The 16,302-nt window shown below is 72.0% G+C and carries 14 protein-coding genes; 7 read left to right on the top strand and 7 right to left on the bottom strand.

Going from position 1 to position 16,302, the window contains the following annotated elements; translation table 11 throughout:
* A partial coding sequence (locus VFZ20_RS19070; protein ID WP_329685520.1) for a MaoC/PaaZ C-terminal domain-containing protein occupies positions 1-890 on the top strand: 890 nt, incomplete at its 5' end.
* Here VFZ20_RS19070 and VFZ20_RS19065 read toward each other — a convergent pair.
* The 5 genes from VFZ20_RS19065 to VFZ20_RS19045 all read right to left on the bottom strand — a co-directional run bounded on the left by VFZ20_RS19065 (position 854) and on the right by VFZ20_RS19045 (position 4,882).
* On the bottom strand, positions 854-1,858 hold the full coding sequence (locus VFZ20_RS19065; protein ID WP_329685519.1) for a hypothetical protein: 1,005 nt from the start codon (positions 1,856-1,858) through the stop codon (positions 854-856). The genes VFZ20_RS19070 and VFZ20_RS19065 overlap by 37 nt on opposite strands.
* 226 nt (positions 1,859-2,084) lie before the next feature.
* Positions 2,085-2,708: an RES family NAD+ phosphorylase gene (locus VFZ20_RS19060; RefSeq protein WP_329685518.1), complete on the bottom strand. Its 624-nt coding sequence runs from the start codon at positions 2,706-2,708 to the stop codon at positions 2,085-2,087.
* A gap of 2 nt (positions 2,709-2,710) precedes the next feature.
* Positions 2,711-3,232 carry a hypothetical protein gene (locus VFZ20_RS19055; protein WP_329685517.1) on the bottom strand — a complete coding sequence of 174 codons (522 nt, stop codon included), beginning with the start codon at positions 3,230-3,232 and terminating at the stop codon, positions 2,711-2,713.
* Positions 3,233-3,647: 415 nt separating this feature from the next.
* Complete coding sequence (gene pdxH, locus VFZ20_RS19050; protein ID WP_329685516.1) at positions 3,648-4,262, bottom strand: pyridoxamine 5'-phosphate oxidase; 615 nt, start codon at positions 4,260-4,262, stop codon at positions 3,648-3,650.
* A complete protein-coding gene (locus VFZ20_RS19045) occupies positions 4,262-4,882 on the bottom strand; it encodes a DUF2911 domain-containing protein (RefSeq protein ID WP_329685515.1) in 621 nt (206 codons plus the stop codon). The genes pdxH and VFZ20_RS19045 overlap by 1 nt, the downstream gene beginning before the upstream one ends.
* Before the next feature lie 325 nt (positions 4,883-5,207).
* On the opposite strand from VFZ20_RS19045, the gene VFZ20_RS19040 reads away from it, so the two are divergent.
* The 4 genes from VFZ20_RS19040 (at position 5,208) to VFZ20_RS19025 (ending at position 10,710) form a co-directional block, all read left to right on the top strand.
* Positions 5,208-5,477: a CPXCG motif-containing cysteine-rich protein gene (locus VFZ20_RS19040; RefSeq protein ID WP_329685521.1), complete on the top strand. Its 270-nt coding sequence runs from the start codon at positions 5,208-5,210 to the stop codon at positions 5,475-5,477.
* A gap of 42 nt (positions 5,478-5,519) precedes the next feature.
* Positions 5,520-6,032: a SixA phosphatase family protein gene (locus VFZ20_RS19035; protein ID WP_329685514.1), complete on the top strand. Its 513-nt coding sequence runs from the start codon at positions 5,520-5,522 to the stop codon at positions 6,030-6,032.
* Positions 6,029-7,426 carry a CHAD domain-containing protein gene (locus tag VFZ20_RS19030; protein ID WP_329685513.1) on the top strand — a complete coding sequence of 466 codons (1,398 nt, stop codon included), beginning with the start codon at positions 6,029-6,031 and terminating at the stop codon, positions 7,424-7,426. The genes VFZ20_RS19035 and VFZ20_RS19030 overlap by 4 nt, the downstream gene beginning before the upstream one ends.
* A 410-nt stretch (positions 7,427-7,836) precedes the next feature.
* The gene (locus tag VFZ20_RS19025; protein ID WP_329685512.1) at positions 7,837-10,710 is read left to right on the top strand and encodes an insulinase family protein; all 2,874 of its coding nucleotides are present in this window, start codon (positions 7,837-7,839) and stop codon (positions 10,708-10,710) included.
* Positions 10,711-11,227: 517 nt separating this feature from the next.
* On the opposite strand, the gene VFZ20_RS19020 is transcribed toward VFZ20_RS19025, so the two are convergent.
* A complete protein-coding gene (locus VFZ20_RS19020; RefSeq protein WP_329685511.1) occupies positions 11,228-11,998 on the bottom strand; it encodes a PP2C family serine/threonine-protein phosphatase in 771 nt (256 codons plus the stop codon).
* The gene (locus tag VFZ20_RS19015; RefSeq protein WP_329685510.1) at positions 11,995-12,561 is read right to left on the bottom strand and encodes an FHA domain-containing protein; all 567 of its coding nucleotides are present in this window, start codon (positions 12,559-12,561) and stop codon (positions 11,995-11,997) included. Before VFZ20_RS19015 ends, VFZ20_RS19020 begins: the two co-directional genes overlap by 4 nt.
* A gap of 174 nt (positions 12,562-12,735) precedes the next feature.
* On the opposite strand from VFZ20_RS19015, the gene VFZ20_RS19010 reads away from it, so the two are divergent.
* Both VFZ20_RS19010 and cax read left to right on the top strand, forming a co-directional pair.
* Positions 12,736-14,469 carry a diguanylate cyclase gene (locus tag VFZ20_RS19010; RefSeq protein ID WP_329685509.1) on the top strand — a complete coding sequence of 578 codons (1,734 nt, stop codon included), beginning with the start codon at positions 12,736-12,738 and terminating at the stop codon, positions 14,467-14,469.
* Positions 14,470-14,889: 420 nt separating this feature from the next.
* The gene (cax, locus tag VFZ20_RS19005; RefSeq protein WP_329685508.1) at positions 14,890-16,059 is read left to right on the top strand and encodes a calcium/proton exchanger; all 1,170 of its coding nucleotides are present in this window, start codon (positions 14,890-14,892) and stop codon (positions 16,057-16,059) included.
* The last annotated feature ends 243 nt before the right edge of the window (positions 16,060-16,302 follow it).

The following is a 16,302-nucleotide window of genomic DNA, read 5'->3' as shown; positions in this document are numbered from 1 at the left end:
AGGCGCGCGGCGCCGCGCCGGACTGGGAGCTCACGGTGCCGCGCCGCAAGGTGAGCGTGGAACGCGCGGACATCCAGGTGGACCCGGCGCACGTGCGCGCCTACGCCCGCGCCACGGCCGGCGACGGCATCGCCGCGTTCCGCAGCCCGGACAGCGTGGCGCCGCCGTTCTTTCCCGCGACCTGGGAGCTGGGGCTGGCCCTGGAGATGTTCGCCGGCCTGGAGAACCCGCTGCCGCTGGGACCCATGGTGCACGTAAGCACCGAGATGGTGTGGACGCGCCCCATCCGCCCCGGCGAGTCCGTGCGCTGCCGGGTTGAGCTGGAGCGCGTGGAGCGCGCCAAACGTGGCCTGCGGCTCACCGTGCTCTCCCGCAACTGGATGGGCGCCGGCCAGCTGTGCTGCCAGGGCACGTCCGTCTTCATGCTGCGGATGCGCGGCCCGCGGGACACTGGCGCCCGTGCCCCGGAGCCGCGCGTAGAACCGGCGGAGCCGCGGGCGCCGGACGGCGGATGGGCGGAGCTGGCGCGCTGGGACCTGCCCACCGGCGCCGGCCGCCGCTACGCCCGCGTCTCGGGCGACTACAACCCCATCCACCTGTGGCCGTGGACGGCGCGTCCGTTCGGATTCCGCGCGCCCATCCTGCACGGCTTCGCCACGGCGGCGCGCGCGGCGCACGGCATCATCGAGCAGCGCCTGCACGGCGACGCGGCGGCCCTGCGTCGCATGCGCATCGCCTTTCGCGCGCCGCTCCCCCTGCCCTCCACGGCCGCGCTGCTGGCCAGCGACGCCGCCCCCGACCGCTGGTTCCGCGTCGCCGCCCCCGCCGGCGACACCATCTTTGCCGAGGGCACCTACGGGGCCGCGGTCACGGCTCCCGATTGCTCGTAGCGCACCACGAGGTGTTCGTCGTCAAGCCCGCGCGTTCCCGTGTAGTACACACCCGGCGGGCCGAATGCGCGGGGAAACCCGGGCACCGTGTCCAGGACGGCTTCTCCACCGCCCAGCGGTACACGGACCACTTCTACACCACCGGGCACCGGCTCCTCGGACCACATCGGCAGGAGCCACACGTATCCGTCCGGATCCAGGATCAGGTCCTTGACCCGGGCAGGCGCGGACGGCTCCGCCAGCCGGGTGCCCGGCGGGAGAACGCCCCGCATCCTCTCCGCGTAGTTCTCGATCCGGTCCACCCGCTTCGGAAGCGGCACCCGAATGGTATCCTGCCGCCCGCCCACGGGCGCATGGACCAGCAGGGGCTCCGCGCCATCAGACGCGACCACGCACCTGCCGTTCGTATCCCACAACGGCGACGCGTGCGCCGGCCCCACGCCCATCCTTCCCGTCACCGGCACCAGCCCCAACTGGAGGACCGCGCGGTCCGCGCCCTCGACCCGCATGCGCACCGCCCACGAGGTGAGGCCATCCACCCCGACCTCGCGGCCGGGTCCAGCCTCTTTGGGCCTGCCCGTCGCGGCCGAGCTCAGCGGATCGTAGCCGCCGGCACTGTAGAACAGCGTGTCGCCGGAAAACACGACGCGGGACTGGAACGGCGAGAGCCATCCCTCCCCGGTCCCGTTCACCAGCACCCGGCGAAAGCGACCGTCCGGCGCGAGCTCCTGGACGCGCACGCCGTCAAAGAGCCGCACCCGGTCCGCCGATGCGCTCACCCGCCGCATGCTCCCGCCCTGCACGGACAGGCCCGTAAAGCTCCACTCGCCCGGACCCTTTCCCTCTCTCCCCACGCGGCGGATGATGGACAGGTCCGGCCGCAGCATCCACAGCGCAGCGCGCCCCGTCTCCAGCACGTAGACGATGCTGTCGGTAACCGCGATGCCCCCTGACAGGACGCCGGTCATCGCCTCCTCGTCCGAATCTCCAAAGACGGCGGTCGAGTGATAATCGCCCGCCCAGCGCGTGCCTTCCGGCCGCGAGACACACGCCGCCGCGACCGGACGCATACCGTCGGCGGAAGGAGCCGGGGTTCGGTCACATGCGCCGAGCAGCAGCAATGCGAGCAGGGCGAAAGCTCTCATCGAACAGGTTGGCGCGGGATGCCGCTCATTCGGGAAAACGGGCTCCACCTCACACGTCCAGTCCCAGCGCCGCGGCCGCTTCGGCGACTGCGGGATGATCCATCGTCAGCACCTCGGGACCGCCCCACTCCATCTCGTCCATCCCCACGCAGTCCAGGAACAGCACGGCGGCGTGCCAGTCGCCATGCAGCGCCGACCACCAGACAAAGCCGGGCACCGAGTCCGGGTGCTGGTAGATGCGACGCGCCGCCGCCTGCGTGACGGCACGGTCGCGCGAGCACATCTCGTCCGCACGCACACCAAGGCGCGCCAGCACGTCGCCCTCGCAGCAGTCCGGCACGGCATCGGCCACGCGCGGCGGCAGGCGCACACTCACGACGGCGCGCGGCAGACCCATGGGACCCAGCAGGTCTTCCGGGTAGATGCCATGGCGGCGCGCCGGGTCGTCGGGATGGGCCTTGAGCCCGCGCAGCACTTCCGCCAGTGCGTGCGCGGGCGACTGAGCCAGGTACAGCACGGACGGACTTCCGCGCAGGTCGAAGCGCCCGTAGTTCTGCCGGTGCGGCGGCGCCACCGACCGGCATGAAAACGGCGCCCCCTCGGGCGCCGCGCGGTCCCACGGAAAGGCCCGCCACAGCACCCCGTGCGCGATGCTGCGGCGCGGCGTGTCCATGCTCAGCCGAAGGCGCCGCTGGTTTGCGCCTCGATGGCCATGAGCACCTCGGGCAGGCGTCCCTGGCGCAGCAGGACCATGGGCGGCTCCCCGCCCAGGTCGGGGTTGGCCCCGAACAGCCACCGGTTGATGCTGGCCGGGTTGTAGAAGTCGGCCATGCGCGAGACTGCGGTGGCCAGGTCGCGCAGCAGCCACGCGTTCTCGGCGTGCGCGGCGCGGCCCTGCGCCCAGCGCGACACCTGGCTGCGGTTCACGCCCATGGCCTCGGCGAGGGCCGAGTCGGTGGCGAAGCCCTTACGCGCCTCCAGGTAGTACGCCCGCTGGATGCAAACGTCGGGATCGACGTTTTGCAGGTTGACCCACTCGGCGTCGCGGGCCTGCTTGCCGGGCCGGGGCGGGCGCCGGTGCAGCGGCACCACGTTGCCGGCGCCCCGCAGCGCCGGCCTGAACGGGATGGGGTTGCTCATGTCGGGCACCTCGTCGGGACCGGGCTGCCCCGAGGGCAGCTTTCTCTGGGGGACCATGACGTTCCTCCTCGCGCAACAATCGTGTGCTTCAGTCTAATCAAATCTCCAGTATTTTCAAGTCCTCCCGCATCGTCCACCATGACCACCACACGCAACAAACGCGACGCATGTGAGCGGATCGACCACGCCTGTCCCCATCGGCTCGCCCGCACCTGGATCGGTGACGAAGCACCGCGCACCTGCTGGATTTCATCATCCGCAGCGACGTGACGCAGCCGTCCCCATGGGAGCGAAGGGCGATCGGGCGATTTTTGTGATCACCCATTTCCCGTCGCCCAAGCCTGTTTCCGCGCCGATGCGGCCATGGGCGGTCCGTCCACAATGGATTAGCGGCGAAAAAACGGGCCCCGAGCAGTAGCCCGGAGCCGGTTCGCTTCGGGCCGAGGGAGCCCGCCCCGCTGTCATCACATCGTCACGGATACAGGTTCTGCACGCGCCAGCCGTCACCGTCGCGGTCAAAGCGCTCGCGCTCGTGCAGGCGGCTGGGGCGCCCCTGCCAGAACTCGATGCGCCGCGGCACCACGCGGAACCCCGACCAGAACGGCGGGCGCGGGATCGCATCGCCCGTGAACTTCGTCTCGTACTCCTGCACGCGCGCCATCAGCTCGTCGTACGACTGCAGCGGCTGGCTCTGCCGCGACGCCCACGCGCCGATGCGGCTGCCGCGGGCGCGCGAGGCGTAGTACTCGTCGGCCTCGGCGTCGGTGACGGGGTGCACGTCGCCCTCGATGCGCACCTGCAGCTCCAGCGGCTGCCAGAACAGGCACAGCGCCGCGTGCGGGTTGGCCGTGAGCTCGCGCGCCTTGCGGCTCTCCAGGTTGGTGTAGAACACGAACCCCTGCTCGTCGAAGCCCTTGAGCAGCACCATGCGCACGGACGGCCGGCCCTCCTCGTCCGCCGTGGCGAGGGCCATGGCCGTGGGCTCGGCGACCCGGGCGTCCATGGCGCGCTGCATCCACTCGCCAAAGCGGGCGAACGGCTCGGCGTGCGCGGCCCGGCGGATGGCTTCTTCCATTGCTCCGCTCATCACGCCCCGCCGGTCGCGGGCTGGATGGGCACGGAGACGCGCGTGTTCTCCCACTCCATCACCAGCCCCGTCCCGGGCACCAGGCTGATGGTGAACTGCTCCACGGGCGCGGCCGTGCGCTCCACCTTCATGGGGATGCGGGTCAGGTCCTGCGCCGGGTCGTACTGCGTGCCCCACTGCCCCGTCTGCTTGTTGACGATCAGCTGCCACGCCTGCTCGCCCGGCAGCGTGTACAGCGTGTAGGTGCCGGCGGGAACGAGCGTTTCGCCGATGCGCACGTCGCGCGGCGTGACGAACGTGGTCGCGGCGTTCGCTCCCGTGCGCCACACGCGCCCGTACGGCACCAGCCCGCCCATGATGGTGCGTCCGCGCATGTACGGACGCCCGTAGTCCACGTAGATGCGCTCGCCCGCGAACGCCATCTCCGCCGTGTCGCGCGGCGAGGCCGGCTGCTGCGGGGTGCCCTGCGGCTGGGCCTGCGCCTGGGGCTGCGCGGCGGGCGCGGCCTGCGTGTCGGGCGCCGGCTCGGCGTCGGGCGCGGGTTCGGGCGAGCAGGCGCCGAGGGAAAGGACGGCAGCGGCGGCCAGCGCCGCGCGGGAGAACGGGGTGATGCGCTTCATGTTCGTATCCACCTCGCCGGATGTTCGGATGTGACCGGATGCATGGGATTGTACCCGCCCGCGCGTGCCCCCGGCAAGCCGCGCGGAGAGCGGTGCAGGATCCGGAGGCGATGATCCAGCAGATGAGCGGAGCCGCAGCCTGAGCGGACGCCGACGCGCGGCGGCATCGGCCGACCGGTCAGCCGGGCACGAGCCGTCCACCGCGCCCCGGGGCTCGTGGAAGTGTACGCCCTCTCCCGCGCAGTTTGCGGGAGAGGGACGCGAGGAACGAGCGGGGTGAGGGCCCCCGTTGGCGATCCGGCACGGAGCACGCATCTTGGATCGCATGATCTACATCGCCGACGAGCCCGAGGACGCCGGGCTGGATGACTGGTTCCCCCTGGGCGACGGCACGGCCGACACCGAGGCCGACGTCCACTGCCCCTACTGCGGCGAGTCCGTCGTCATCGGGCTGGACCCCGGCAGCGGGCCGCGGCAGGAGTACGTGGAAGACTGCCAGGTTTGCTGCCGGCCCTGGCAGGTGAGCGTGACGTACGCGTCCGACGGCTCCGCGCTCGTGGAAGTGGACGCATCGGACGACGGATGGGACGACTAGGATGGTTCGCGACGGGAGGACGAGGATGACGAGGAGACGCGCATGAAGCTGCTTGTGATTCGCCACGCCATCGCCGAGGACCGCGACGCGTTCGCCGTCACGGGACAGCCGGACGGCAACCGCCCCCTGACGGACGAGGGCCGCAAGAAGATGAAGGGCGTCGTGCGCGGCCTGGCGCGCGTGGTGCCCCGGATCGACGTGCTGGCCGCGTCGCCCCTGCTGCGCGCGACGCAGACGGCCGACCTCGTGTCCAAGGGCTACGGCGGGCTGGAGATGCAGACGGTGGACGAGCTGTCGCCCGAGCGCCGGCCGGACGAGCTGCTGGGCTGGCTGCGCACGCACCAGCTGGGCGACACGGTGGCCATCGTGGGCCACGAGCCGCACCTGGGCTTCCTGGCCGGCTGGCTGCTGACGGGGCGCAACGACTCGTTCGTGGACTTCAAGAAGGGCGGCGCCGTGCTGCTGGAGTTCGACGATCCGCCGTCCGGCGGCAACGCCGTGCTCGCGTGGGCCATGCCGCCGCGGCTGCTGCGCTGGCTGGGCAAGGACGCATGAAGGGCGGCGCCGCGCTGCTGGAGCTGTCCGCGCCGCGCGCCGCGCGGTGGCTGGCCCTCCAGTTCCTGGCCGAGGCCCGCGCCGCCCGCGCCCGCCTGGACCAGCCGGACGACGCCGAGGCCCTGCACGACTTCCGCGTGGCCATCCGCCGCCTGCGCAGCACCGTTCGCGCGTACGCCGCGCACCTGGAGGACGGCATTGGCCGCAAGGACCGGCGGCGCCTGCGCAAACTGGCCCACGCCACGGGTGGCGCGCGCGACGGCGAGGTGATGATCGCGTGGATGGACGCCCGCCGCGGCGACCTGTCCGGCGAGCAGGCGCCCGGCCTGGAATGGCTCCTGGCCCGCCTGCGCAAGCGGCAGGAAAAGCTGGATGCCGGCCTGCGCGAGGAGGTGGCGCACGACTTCTCGCGCGAGGACGAGCGGCTGGCGCGGCGGCTGGAGTGGTATCCCGCGCGCGTGCAGGCGGAGACGCCCCGCGAGGGGCCGCGGATGGGCGGCACCGTGGCGGACCTCGTCGCGCAGCACGCTGAGGCGCTGCGGAGCGCGCTGGCCGCCGTCACGTCGGTGGAGGACCAGGAGCGGGCGCACGAGGGGCGCATCGAGGCCAAGCGCCTGCGCTACCTGCTGGAGCCGTTCGCCGACGACAACGATGCCGCGCGCGCCATCGTCAAGCAGATCAAGAAGCTGCAGGACCTGCTGGGCGAGATGCACGACGCCCACGTGGCCCGCCAGCTCCTCGCCGCCGAGCGCGCCGCCGCGGAAAAAGCCGGTGAATCCGATGCGTTCCCCGGCCTGGACGCCCTGGCCCACGCCGCGGGTCGCGAGGTGGAGCGGCTGTACGGCGACGCGGAGGGCGGATGGCTGGGCGGCCGCGCGGACGGCTTCTTCGAGGAGGTGGATGCGCTCGTGCGGCAGTTCCGCGGCGGGGCGGAGAACGTGGAGATCGAGCGCAAGTTCCTGCTCCACCGGATGCCGAAGCTGCCCAAGGGCGCGCTCAAGACGGACCTCGCGCAGGGCTACCTGCCGGGCGCGCGGCTGCAGGAGCGCGTGCGCCGCGTTCGCCGCCGGGGCGAGCCGGCGCGCTACTACCGCACGGTCAAGCTGGGGACCGGCATCAGCCGCGTGGAGGTGGAGGAGGAGTGTGACGAATCCACCTTCCGCCGCCTGTGGCCGCTGACGAAGGGCCGGCGCGTGCGCAAGCTGCGCTACCGCGTGGCGGACGGCGACCTGACGTGGGAGATCGACCGGTTCCGTGATCGCGATCTGGTCCTGGCGGAGATCGAGCTCCCGTCCGAGGACCACCTCGTCACCCCGCCCGACTGGCTGCGCGACCACGTCGTCCGCGACGTGACGGGTGAGGACGAGTACGTGAACATCAACCTGGCGAAATAACCCTCACCCGCTCGCTGTCGCTCGCACCCTCTCCCGCAAACTGCGCGGGAGAGGGTGTATACTTCCACGAGCCCCGGGACGCGGTGGATGGCACCTGCCCGGCGGACCGATCCCTCGGCCCGCGCGGCGCACGCCTCCCGCCGGGTGGCGGCCCGTGTTGGCGGTTGAAGCCCTGTTCGCAGAGCGCGTCGGCGCGAGACCGGGCTTACCGCTGTCCCAGCGGCGGATTTATCCGCTCCGTCGCGGGCTCGGCGTCCGACCATCTCCGCCCAGACTGGCGTCTGCTCCGTCGGCTCGAGCCCTGCCATCGCCCCCGAAACGGAACCCGCGCGCGCGTGGATCGTACCACGTTCGCGGTCCCTTCATCCGCCAGAACCGTCATCCTTCCCGATCCACGGATCTCGTTGTCCATGCATCGCTTCCATGCCCTGCCCCTCGCCGTGCTCGCGCTGGCCGCGTGCGCGTCCACGCAGACGCCCGCGCCGTCGTCCGACGCGCCGACCGAGGCGGCCGCATCCGCCGCGCAGCCGCGGGTGGACCTGCGAGGCGACACGGCCGTGGTCCGGGGCACGCTGCCCAACGGGCTCACCTACTACGTGCGCCGCAACGCCGAGCCGCGCGCCCGCGCCGAGCTGCGCCTGGTGGTGAACGCCGGCTCCGTCCTCGAGGACGCCGACCAGCGCGGGCTGGCGCACTTCCTGGAGCACATGGCGTTCAACGGCACGCGGCGCTTCCAGGAGCACGAGATCGTCAACTACCTGGAGCGCGTGGGCATGCGGTTCGGGCCGGACGTCAACGCGTACACGAGCTTCGACGAGACCGTGTACATGCTGCAGCTGCCCACCGACAGCGCGGGCGTGCTGGACACGGGGCTGCAGATCCTGCGTGACTGGGCCACGGACATCAGCCTGGACTCCGCCGAGATCGAGGCGGAGCGCGGCGTGGTGATGGAGGAGTGGCGCCTGAGCCGCGGCGCCGGCGGCCGTGTGTCGGATCGCCAGTTCCCCTTCCTGTTCGCCGGGTCGCGCTACGCCGAGCGCCTGCCCATCGGCGACACGTCCACGCTGCGGACGTTCCGGCCCGCCACGCTGCGGCGCTTCTACGAGCGCTGGTACCGGCCGGAGCTGATGGCCGTCGTGGCCGTGGGCGACTTTGATCCGCGGGAGATCGAGGCCCGCATCCGCGAGGAGTTCGGCGGCATCCCGGCGTCCGCGCAGCCCGTGGACCGGCCGGAGACCACCCTGCCCTTCCCCGACAGCACGCGGTACATGGTGACGGTGGACCCGGAGCTGCCGCGCGGGCAGGTGAGCATCAACTGGATGATCCCGGATCGGCCGGACACCGCCGTGGCGGACGTGCGGCGCGGCATCGTCGAGGGCATCTACGCGGGGATGCTGGGCGACCGGATGAACGAGATCACCCTGCGCCCCGACGCGCCGTTCCTGGACGTGGGCTCGTACCAGGGCGCCTCGCTGCGTCCCCTGGAGACGTTCGTCCTCACGGCGTCCGTGGCCGAGGGCGGCACCGAGCGCGGACTGGCCGGCCTGACGACCGAGGTGGAGCGCGCCGCCCGCCACGGCTTCACGGCCGCGGAGCTGGAGCGGGAGAAGGCGGACCTCCTGCGCCTGTGGGAGCAGATCTACGCCGAGCGGGCCAAGACCACGTCGGGCCAGTTCGCCAGCCAGTACGCGGAGCACTTTCTTCGCGGGGGCGTGCTGCGCACCGTGGAGGACGACTACGCCCTGCAGACGGCGCTCGTCCCCGCCATCACCCTGGACGAGGTGAACGCGGCCGCGCGCCGCATCGCCGCGCACCGCGACCGCGCCGTGCTCGTGACGGGGCCCGCGCGCGAGGGGCTGGCGCAGCCCACGGAGGCGCGGCTGGCGCTCGTGGCCGACAGCGTGGCGCGCGCCCCGCTGGACCCGTGGACGGAGACGCTGTCCGACGCGCCCCTGCTGGCCCGCGCGCCCACGCCGGGACGCGTGGTGGAGGTCGATTCCGTGACGGACGTGGGCGTGATCCGCTGGACGCTTTCCAACGGCGCGCGGGTGGTGCTCAAGCCCACGGACTTCAAGGACGACGAGATCCTGTTCGCCGCCACCAGCCAGGGCGGGCTCTCGCTGCTCCCCGACAGCCTGTACCGCTACGGGCAGACGGCCACGGCCGCCGTGCAGCTGGGCGGCGTGGGCGAGCTGTCGCTGACGGACCTGCAGAAGCGGCTCACGGGCAAGGCCGCGTCCGTGGGCAGCAACGTCAGCGAGTACTCCGAGGGGATGAACGGCTTCGCGGCCCCGCGCGACGTGGAGACGCTCTTTCAGCTGGTGCACCTGTACTTCACGCAGCCGCGGCGCGACACGGCCTCGTGGACGGCGTACCTGCAGCGCGGCCGCGAGGCCCTGCGCAACCGCGGCGTGACGCCCGAGTCGGCGTTCGGCGACACGCTCAACGCCATCCTCTCGCAGAACCACGTGCGCGCGCGGCCGTTCACCACGGCCACGTTCGACTCGCTGGACATCGACCGCTCCCTCGCCATCTACCGCGAGCGGTTCGCCGACGCGGGCGACTTCACCTTCTACTTCGTGGGCCGCTTCGACCCCGACTCGCTGCGGCCCCTGGCGGAGACGTACCTGGCGTCGCTGCCGGGCACGGGATCCGGCGAGCGCTGGCGCGACATCGGCATCCGGCCGCCGGCGGGCGTCGTGCGGCGGACGGTGCGGCGCGGCGTGGAGCCCAAGGCGCGCACGGCCCTCGTCTTTACGGGCCCGGCGGAGTTCTCGCGCGAGGCCACGGCCGAGATCAGCGGGCTGGCGCAGGCGCTGGAGATCCGGCTGCGCGAGCGGCTGCGCGAGGACCTGGGCGGCACGTACGGCGTGGGCGTGTCCGGCGGCGTGGAGCGCGACCCGTACGCGCGGTACTCGTTCATCGTGAACTTTGGCTCCGCGCCGGAGCGCGTGGACGAGCTCACGGGCGTGGTGTTCGCCGTGCTGGACAGCGTACGCGCGGCGGGGCCCACGCAGGAGGAGGTGGACAAGGTGCGCGAGGCCGCCCGCCGGTCGCGCGAGACGGCGCTGCGGGAGAACGACTTCTGGCTGGGCCGGCTGCTGAGCTACGACCGCATGGGCTGGGACATCCGGATGATCGACGACGAGCCGCTCTCCGCCGGCCTCACGGTGGAGCGCCTGCGCGACGCCGCCCGTCGCTATTTGGACCGCTCGCGCTACGTGCAGGTGTCGCTCGTCCCCGAGAACGGCCCGGCCGCCGGCGGAGGCGACGCCCAGCAGTAGACGGTGGATGCGGCGGATCGGCGGATGTGGATCGGCGGATGTGGATCGGCGGATGAGGTGATCGGACGGCGGACTAGGCCGATGCGGATCGGCAGAGGCGGATCGGCGGATGATGGGCCAGGGCGAAGGGTGAGACCGGGAGGGGGCGGCGGCGTCCCAGCCCCGGCGATTGAAATCGCGGCACCGAAAACGTGATGTCGGCCTGCGCCGACGGCTCCTGCCGCACGCGGAGTGAGTGCACCGAGGCGCGGTCCGCGACGCCAGGAGCGAATGAATTCGCCGCTGGAAAGGCACGAAGTCCGCCTGCGCGGACTGCCCCAGGCGGACCGGATGTCGTGCACCGGCGCGCGGTTCACGTAGTTGAAGCCTCGCGCAGTTTGCGAGGCTTTCCGCTGTCGTTGCGGCGACTTCAGTCGCTCCGTCGCGAGCCGCGCAATCAGAAACGGAAGAGGGCGCACGGCATCCAGCCCGTGCGCCCTCTCCTGTCATCCATCCGGCATCCATCGCATACCCGGCGCTAGTCCAGCCGCCGCTCCTCGACCGCCTCCTCCAGGATCTCCACCAGCACGGCGGTCACGTTGTCGCGGCCGCCGCGCTCGTTGGCCTGGCGGATGAGCTCGGCCAGGCGGTCCTCCAGGCGAATCTCCAGGCGCAGCACCTTGGCGATCATCCGGTCCGTCAGCATCCCCGTGAGCCCGTCCGTGCACAGCAGCAGTCGGTCGCCCGGCAGCAGCGTCCCGGAGAGCACGTCGGGCTCGTCGGTGGAATCGGCCCCCAACGCGCGGGTCAGGATGTGCGACAGGCGATGCCGCCGCGCGCCCTGCGCCGTCAATCGCCCCTCGTCCACTTCGCGCTGCACCCACGTGTGGTCGCGCGTGATCTGCGTCAGCTCACCGTTCCGCATCAGGTACGCGCGGCTGTCGCCGATGTGGCCCAGGCGGTAGGTGCCGTCCGCGCACAGCACGACGGCCGTGACCGTGGTGCCCATCCCCCTGGTGGACGGGTTCTCCAGCACGTGCCGCTCGATGGCGGCGTCCGCCAGCTTGAGCGCCTCCACCATCCGCTCCAGCAGGGCGTCGGCCTGGAGCCCCTGGTCGATGCCCTCGCGCAGCAGGGTGCCCACGGCGTCCGTGGCCAGCATGCTGGCGATCTCCCCCGCGGCGTGGCCGCCCATCCCGTCGGCCACCAGGAAGATGCCGCGCTCGGCATCCACCAGGAGCGAATCCTCGTTCCCCCGGCGCACGCGCCCCACGTGGGTGGCGCCGGCGGCCTGCCAGCGCAGCTTCACGGCGCGGCGGCGAGCGCCAGGAGGGCCGTGGCGGCCGGGTGATCCACGTTCATCACCGTGCCCGTGCTGCGGGCGTAGTTGGTGTAGATGATCATGCCGATCACGGCCGCCAGGATCAGGATGAGCAGCACCAGCCACAGGGGGAACCGCGCGCCGGAGCGCTCCTCGCGCAGGGTGCGCGGCGCCTCGGGCGCCACGTACCCGGCCTTGGCGGATTCCACGTCCGCCCCTTCGGCCTCGCGGAACTGCAGCTGCACGCCGCCCAGGCGCACGGTGGCGCCGTACGGGAGCGGCGTGGGCACGTTGGGGGCCAGCTTGACGCCCTCCACGGCCGTGCCGTTGATGGACTGCAGGTCCGTGATGCGCCACGCGCCCAGGTCGTACTCCAGCCGGGCGTGCTGGGCGCTGACGGAGTCGTCGTCCACCACCACGTCGCACCCCGCGGCGCGTCCCACGGTCACGACGGGAGAGGGAACGGGCAGCTCTTCGCCGTAGCGCGGACCGGCCATCAGGGCCAGGCTGGCGAGGTGCCCCGGGCGCCCGGACGGTGCGAGGCTGCTCATGCGCGGGTCTCCTTTGGGGAACGGGTTGCGGCAAAACGGGTTGCGCGGGCGCGGAACGTATCGCGCCGCCGGGCGTCCATGCAAGTCGCAGGCGCGCACGCGTGACTTGACCGCACGCCGTGCGGCCTGTACCATTTGGGCCGCCGGACCTCCCTCTCCCGCCGCGCGCTCCCCGTGATCCGCATCCTCCTCGTCCTGCTGACGCTGCTGGCCGCGCCCGCGTTTGCCCAATCGGCGGACTCGGTGTCGCTGGACGGTGCCTGGCGCTTTCACGCGGGCGACGCCACCGCGTGGGCGTCGCCGTCGCTGGACGACCGCGCGTGGACCACGCTGCGGGTGCCCGCGCCGTGGGAGGACGGGATCGGCGACTACAACGGCTACGGCTGGTACCGTCGCGAGGTGCGGCTGCCGGACGGGCTGCGCGGGGCGCCCCTGGGCCTTCGCTTCGGCACCGTGGGCGACGCGTTCGAGGTGTACTGGAACGGCGTCCGGGTGGGCACGCGCGGCGGGATGCCGCCGGACTTCATGGAAGGCGTGGTGCTGCGCCCGTTCTTCATCCCCGACTCGGTGCTGGACCGGGCCGTGGACGGGCGGCACGTGGTGGCCGTGCGCGTCTACAACGCCTACGCCTACGGCGGGCTCATGACGCCCGTCCTCGTGGCGCGCTACGACACGCTGGCGTCGCGCCGCTCGCCGCGCTCGGTGGTCGTCGGCGGGCTGGTGTCGTTCTTCCTGGCCATCGGCGTGTACCACCTGGCGTTCTGGCTGCGCCGGCGCGCCGCGCGCGAGAACCTGCTGTTCGCGGCCGTGTGCCTGTGCGTGTGCGTGTACGGCTCCACCTACGCCGAGCCCGTGCAGGGAGCGCTCATCCCCGTCATGCACCCGTACCGCGTGGGGCTGCTGTCGCTGCTGGCGGGCGGCCCGGCGTACGTGGCGCTCGTCAACCGGCTCTTTGGCCTGCGGGGCGGACGGCGGACGCGGCTGGTGCACGGGGCCTTCGCGGCGGCCTTTGCCGTGGGCCTGGTGCTGCCCCTGCCGCGGCTGGCGGAGTTCAACCAGTGGATCGACGGCGCGCTGGTGATGGGCCTGGTCACCGTCGTCGTCCGGGCGTGGAAGGCGTCGCGCCCCGGCTCGGGCACGCCGGCGCCGCACGCGCGCACGCTGCTGCTGGGGACGGCGGCGTTCTCCGTCTCGCTCGCGTACGACCTGCTGAGCGAGTACTTCGCCTTCATCCCCGTTGCCCGCGTGCTGCCGGGGCTGCCGGGGGTGTTCTGGATCGGCTTCTTCGTGTTCCTGATGGCCGTGGGCACGGCCACGGCGGGCCAGTGGGCGCTCACGGAGGTGGCCGCCCTGGTGGACCCGCTGACGGAGCTGTCGCGGCGGCACGTGCTGGAGGATGCCCTGCGGCGCGAGTCGGGCCGGCTGCGGCGCACGGGCGGGTCGCTGGCGCTGGTGATGATCGACCTGGACCACTTCAAGCGCATCAACGACACGCACGGCCACCGCGTGGGCGACCAGGTGCTGGCGCGCGTGGGGCGGCTGCTGCGCTCCAGCGCCCGTAACCTGGACCTGCCGGCGCGCTTTGGCGGCGAGGAGTTCGCCGTGCTGCTGTACGACACGGACCTGGCGGGCGCGCTGGCGTTCTGCGAGCGGTTCCGGGCCAACCTGGCGGAGATGCGCGTGCCCGTGGCGGGCGGCGCGGCCGTGCAGGTGACGGCCAGCATGGGCGTGTCCGTGGGCTCGGACCTGGTGGATCCCGACGCGCTGGTGGAGGTGGCGGACCGCGCCCTGTACCAGGCCAAGGGCGAGGGCCGAGACCGGCTGGTCTCCGCCCGCGTGGAGGGCCCGGACCGGGTGATGGAGTACGTGCCGCGCCCGGGACTGCAGGGAATAGGGAACAGGGAATAGGGAATAGCCTGCGGGTCCGCGCGCGGCGTCAGGCTCTCCTGGGCGATTCGGCCCCTTCTCCGGCTTCAGGAGGAGGGGCTTTCTGCATCCGCACCTGCGAGATGGCAGATGCCGTTCAACCTCCCCCAGGGTTTTTGGGGGAGGTGCGAGCCTGGGCGAGCGGAGGGGGCGCCCCGCGCGGGCCCGGCCGAATCGCGCGATGCCGTCCCTGGCAGATCCCCGCACCGCATCCGTCGCCGCACGTGAAACGCATCCGCCTCCGCGCCCGTATCCGGCCGGGCACCGGATGCGGCGCGCGGGCGGGCGATCCGGCGTGGGAGGCCGCGTGGCGTGTCCGTTGCGCGGCACTCCACGGGCCCTTACTCTGGACGCCCGAAAGCGCGAGCACCGGCCGCAGAACCTCGAACCCGACCTCGATCCTTGGCGACGACGACCACCGGCAAGCGCCCCCTGCTCTCCGCCGGCAACCTGATGAACGCGCTGCTGGTGTTCGTGCCCGTGGCGATGCTCATGGAGTGGGTGTTCCACTCGCCGCCCATGTGGATCTTCGTCATCTCCTGCCTGGGCGTGATCCCCTTGGCCGGGATGATGGGCCACGCCACCGAGGAGATCGCCGAGCGCGTGGGCGAGGGCGTGGGCGGCCTGCTGAACGCCACCTTCGGCAACGCGGCGGAGCTCATCATCGCCATCGTGGCCCTGCGCGCCGGCCTGTTCGACCTGGTCAAGGCGTCCATCACCGGCTCCATCATCGGCAACGTGCTGCTGGTGTTCGGCCTGAGCGCCATGGTGGGCGGCTTCAAGTTCGAGACGCAGCGCTTCAACCGCACGGCCGCGGGCGTGGGCACCACGCTGCTGGTGCTGAGCGCCGTGGGCCTGGTGGTGCCCGCCGTGTTCCACAGCATCGTGGGCAACTCGGCGCCTGGCGCGGAGCGCAACCTGAGCCTGGAGATCGCCGTCGTGCTGATGGCGACGTACATCGCCAGCCTCTTCTTTACCCTGCGCACGCACAAGCACCTGTACATGGGCGACGCGGGCGCCGAGGAGCCGGAGGGCGCGTACGTGGACCACGCGCCCCTGGGCCGCAGCATCGGCATGCTGGTGCTGGCGACCATCGGCGTGGCGGTGATGGCCGAGTTCCTCGTGGGCGCCGCCGAGGCCACGGCCGAGATGCTGGGCTGGAGCGAGATCTTCGTGGGCGTGATCGTCGTGGCCATCATCGGCAACGCGGCCGAGCACTCCACGGCCATCATCATGGCGGCCAAGAACAAGATGGACGCGGCCATCAACATCGCCGTGGGCTCGTCCATCCAGGTGGCGCTGTTCGTGGCGCCGCTGCTGCTGTTCCTGAGCTACTTCATCGCGCCGCGCCCCATGGACCTCATCTTCACGCCTTTCGAGGTGCTGGCGGTGGGGGTGTGCGTGGGGATCATGGCGCTGGTGGCCAGCGACGGCGAGACCAACTGGATGGAGGGCCTGCAGCTGCTGGCCGTGTACATCATCCTGGGCATCGCGTTCTACTTCCTGCCCCACGGCGGCCCCGAGGCGGCGGAGGCAGCGACGGCCGTCGGCGCGGCGGCGGGCGGGCACTGAGCCAAAAGCAACTGCATTCTCACGCAGAGCCGCAGAGGTCGCAGAGTACTTCGTCGCGCGATGAAGTACTCCGCGGCCTCTGCGGCTCTGCGTGAGAAAATGTGGTTGAAGTTGCGCGGAGGCGACGTTTTGGCGACGTTTACGGGCTTCGGACCGAAATCTCCATCCCCCGATCGGTAGTCCCGCGATGTCGTCACCACCCCCAGGATTGAACGCGACCGAGTACGATGCCGTGGTGATCGG

It is taken from the genome of Longimicrobium sp., assembly GCF_036280135.1.
Classification (GTDB): Bacteria; Gemmatimonadota; Gemmatimonadetes; order Longimicrobiales; family Longimicrobiaceae; genus Longimicrobium.
This window is presented reverse-complemented; position numbering and strand designations above follow the sequence as displayed.

Bases quoted from the DNA above. Each gene is read 5' to 3' on its own strand.
- VFZ20_RS19025 (WP_329685512.1), top strand. From the start codon at position 7,837: ATGCATCGCTTCCATGCCCTGCCCCTCGCCGTGCTCGCGCTGGCCGCG.
- VFZ20_RS19030 (WP_329685513.1), top strand. From the start codon at position 6,029: ATGAAGGGCGGCGCCGCGCTGCTGGAGCTGTCCGCGCCGCGCGCCGCG.
- VFZ20_RS19040 (WP_329685521.1), top strand. From the start codon at position 5,208: ATGATCTACATCGCCGACGAGCCCGAGGACGCCGGGCTGGATGACTGG.
- VFZ20_RS19035 (WP_329685514.1), top strand. From the start codon at position 5,520: ATGAAGCTGCTTGTGATTCGCCACGCCATCGCCGAGGACCGCGACGCG.
- VFZ20_RS19065 (WP_329685519.1), bottom strand. From the start codon at position 1,858: ATGACCGGCGTCCTGTCAGGGGGCATCGCGGTTACCGACAGCATCGTC.
- VFZ20_RS19060 (WP_329685518.1), bottom strand. From the start codon at position 2,708: ATGGACACGCCGCGCCGCAGCATCGCGCACGGGGTGCTGTGGCGGGCC.
- pdxH (WP_329685516.1), bottom strand. From the start codon at position 4,262: ATGAGCGGAGCAATGGAAGAAGCCATCCGCCGGGCCGCGCACGCCGAG.
- VFZ20_RS19055 (WP_329685517.1), bottom strand. From the start codon at position 3,232: ATGGTCCCCCAGAGAAAGCTGCCCTCGGGGCAGCCCGGTCCCGACGAG.
- VFZ20_RS19045 (WP_329685515.1), bottom strand. From the start codon at position 4,882: ATGAAGCGCATCACCCCGTTCTCCCGCGCGGCGCTGGCCGCCGCTGCC.
- VFZ20_RS19015 (WP_329685510.1), bottom strand. From the start codon at position 12,561: ATGAGCAGCCTCGCACCGTCCGGGCGCCCGGGGCACCTCGCCAGCCTG.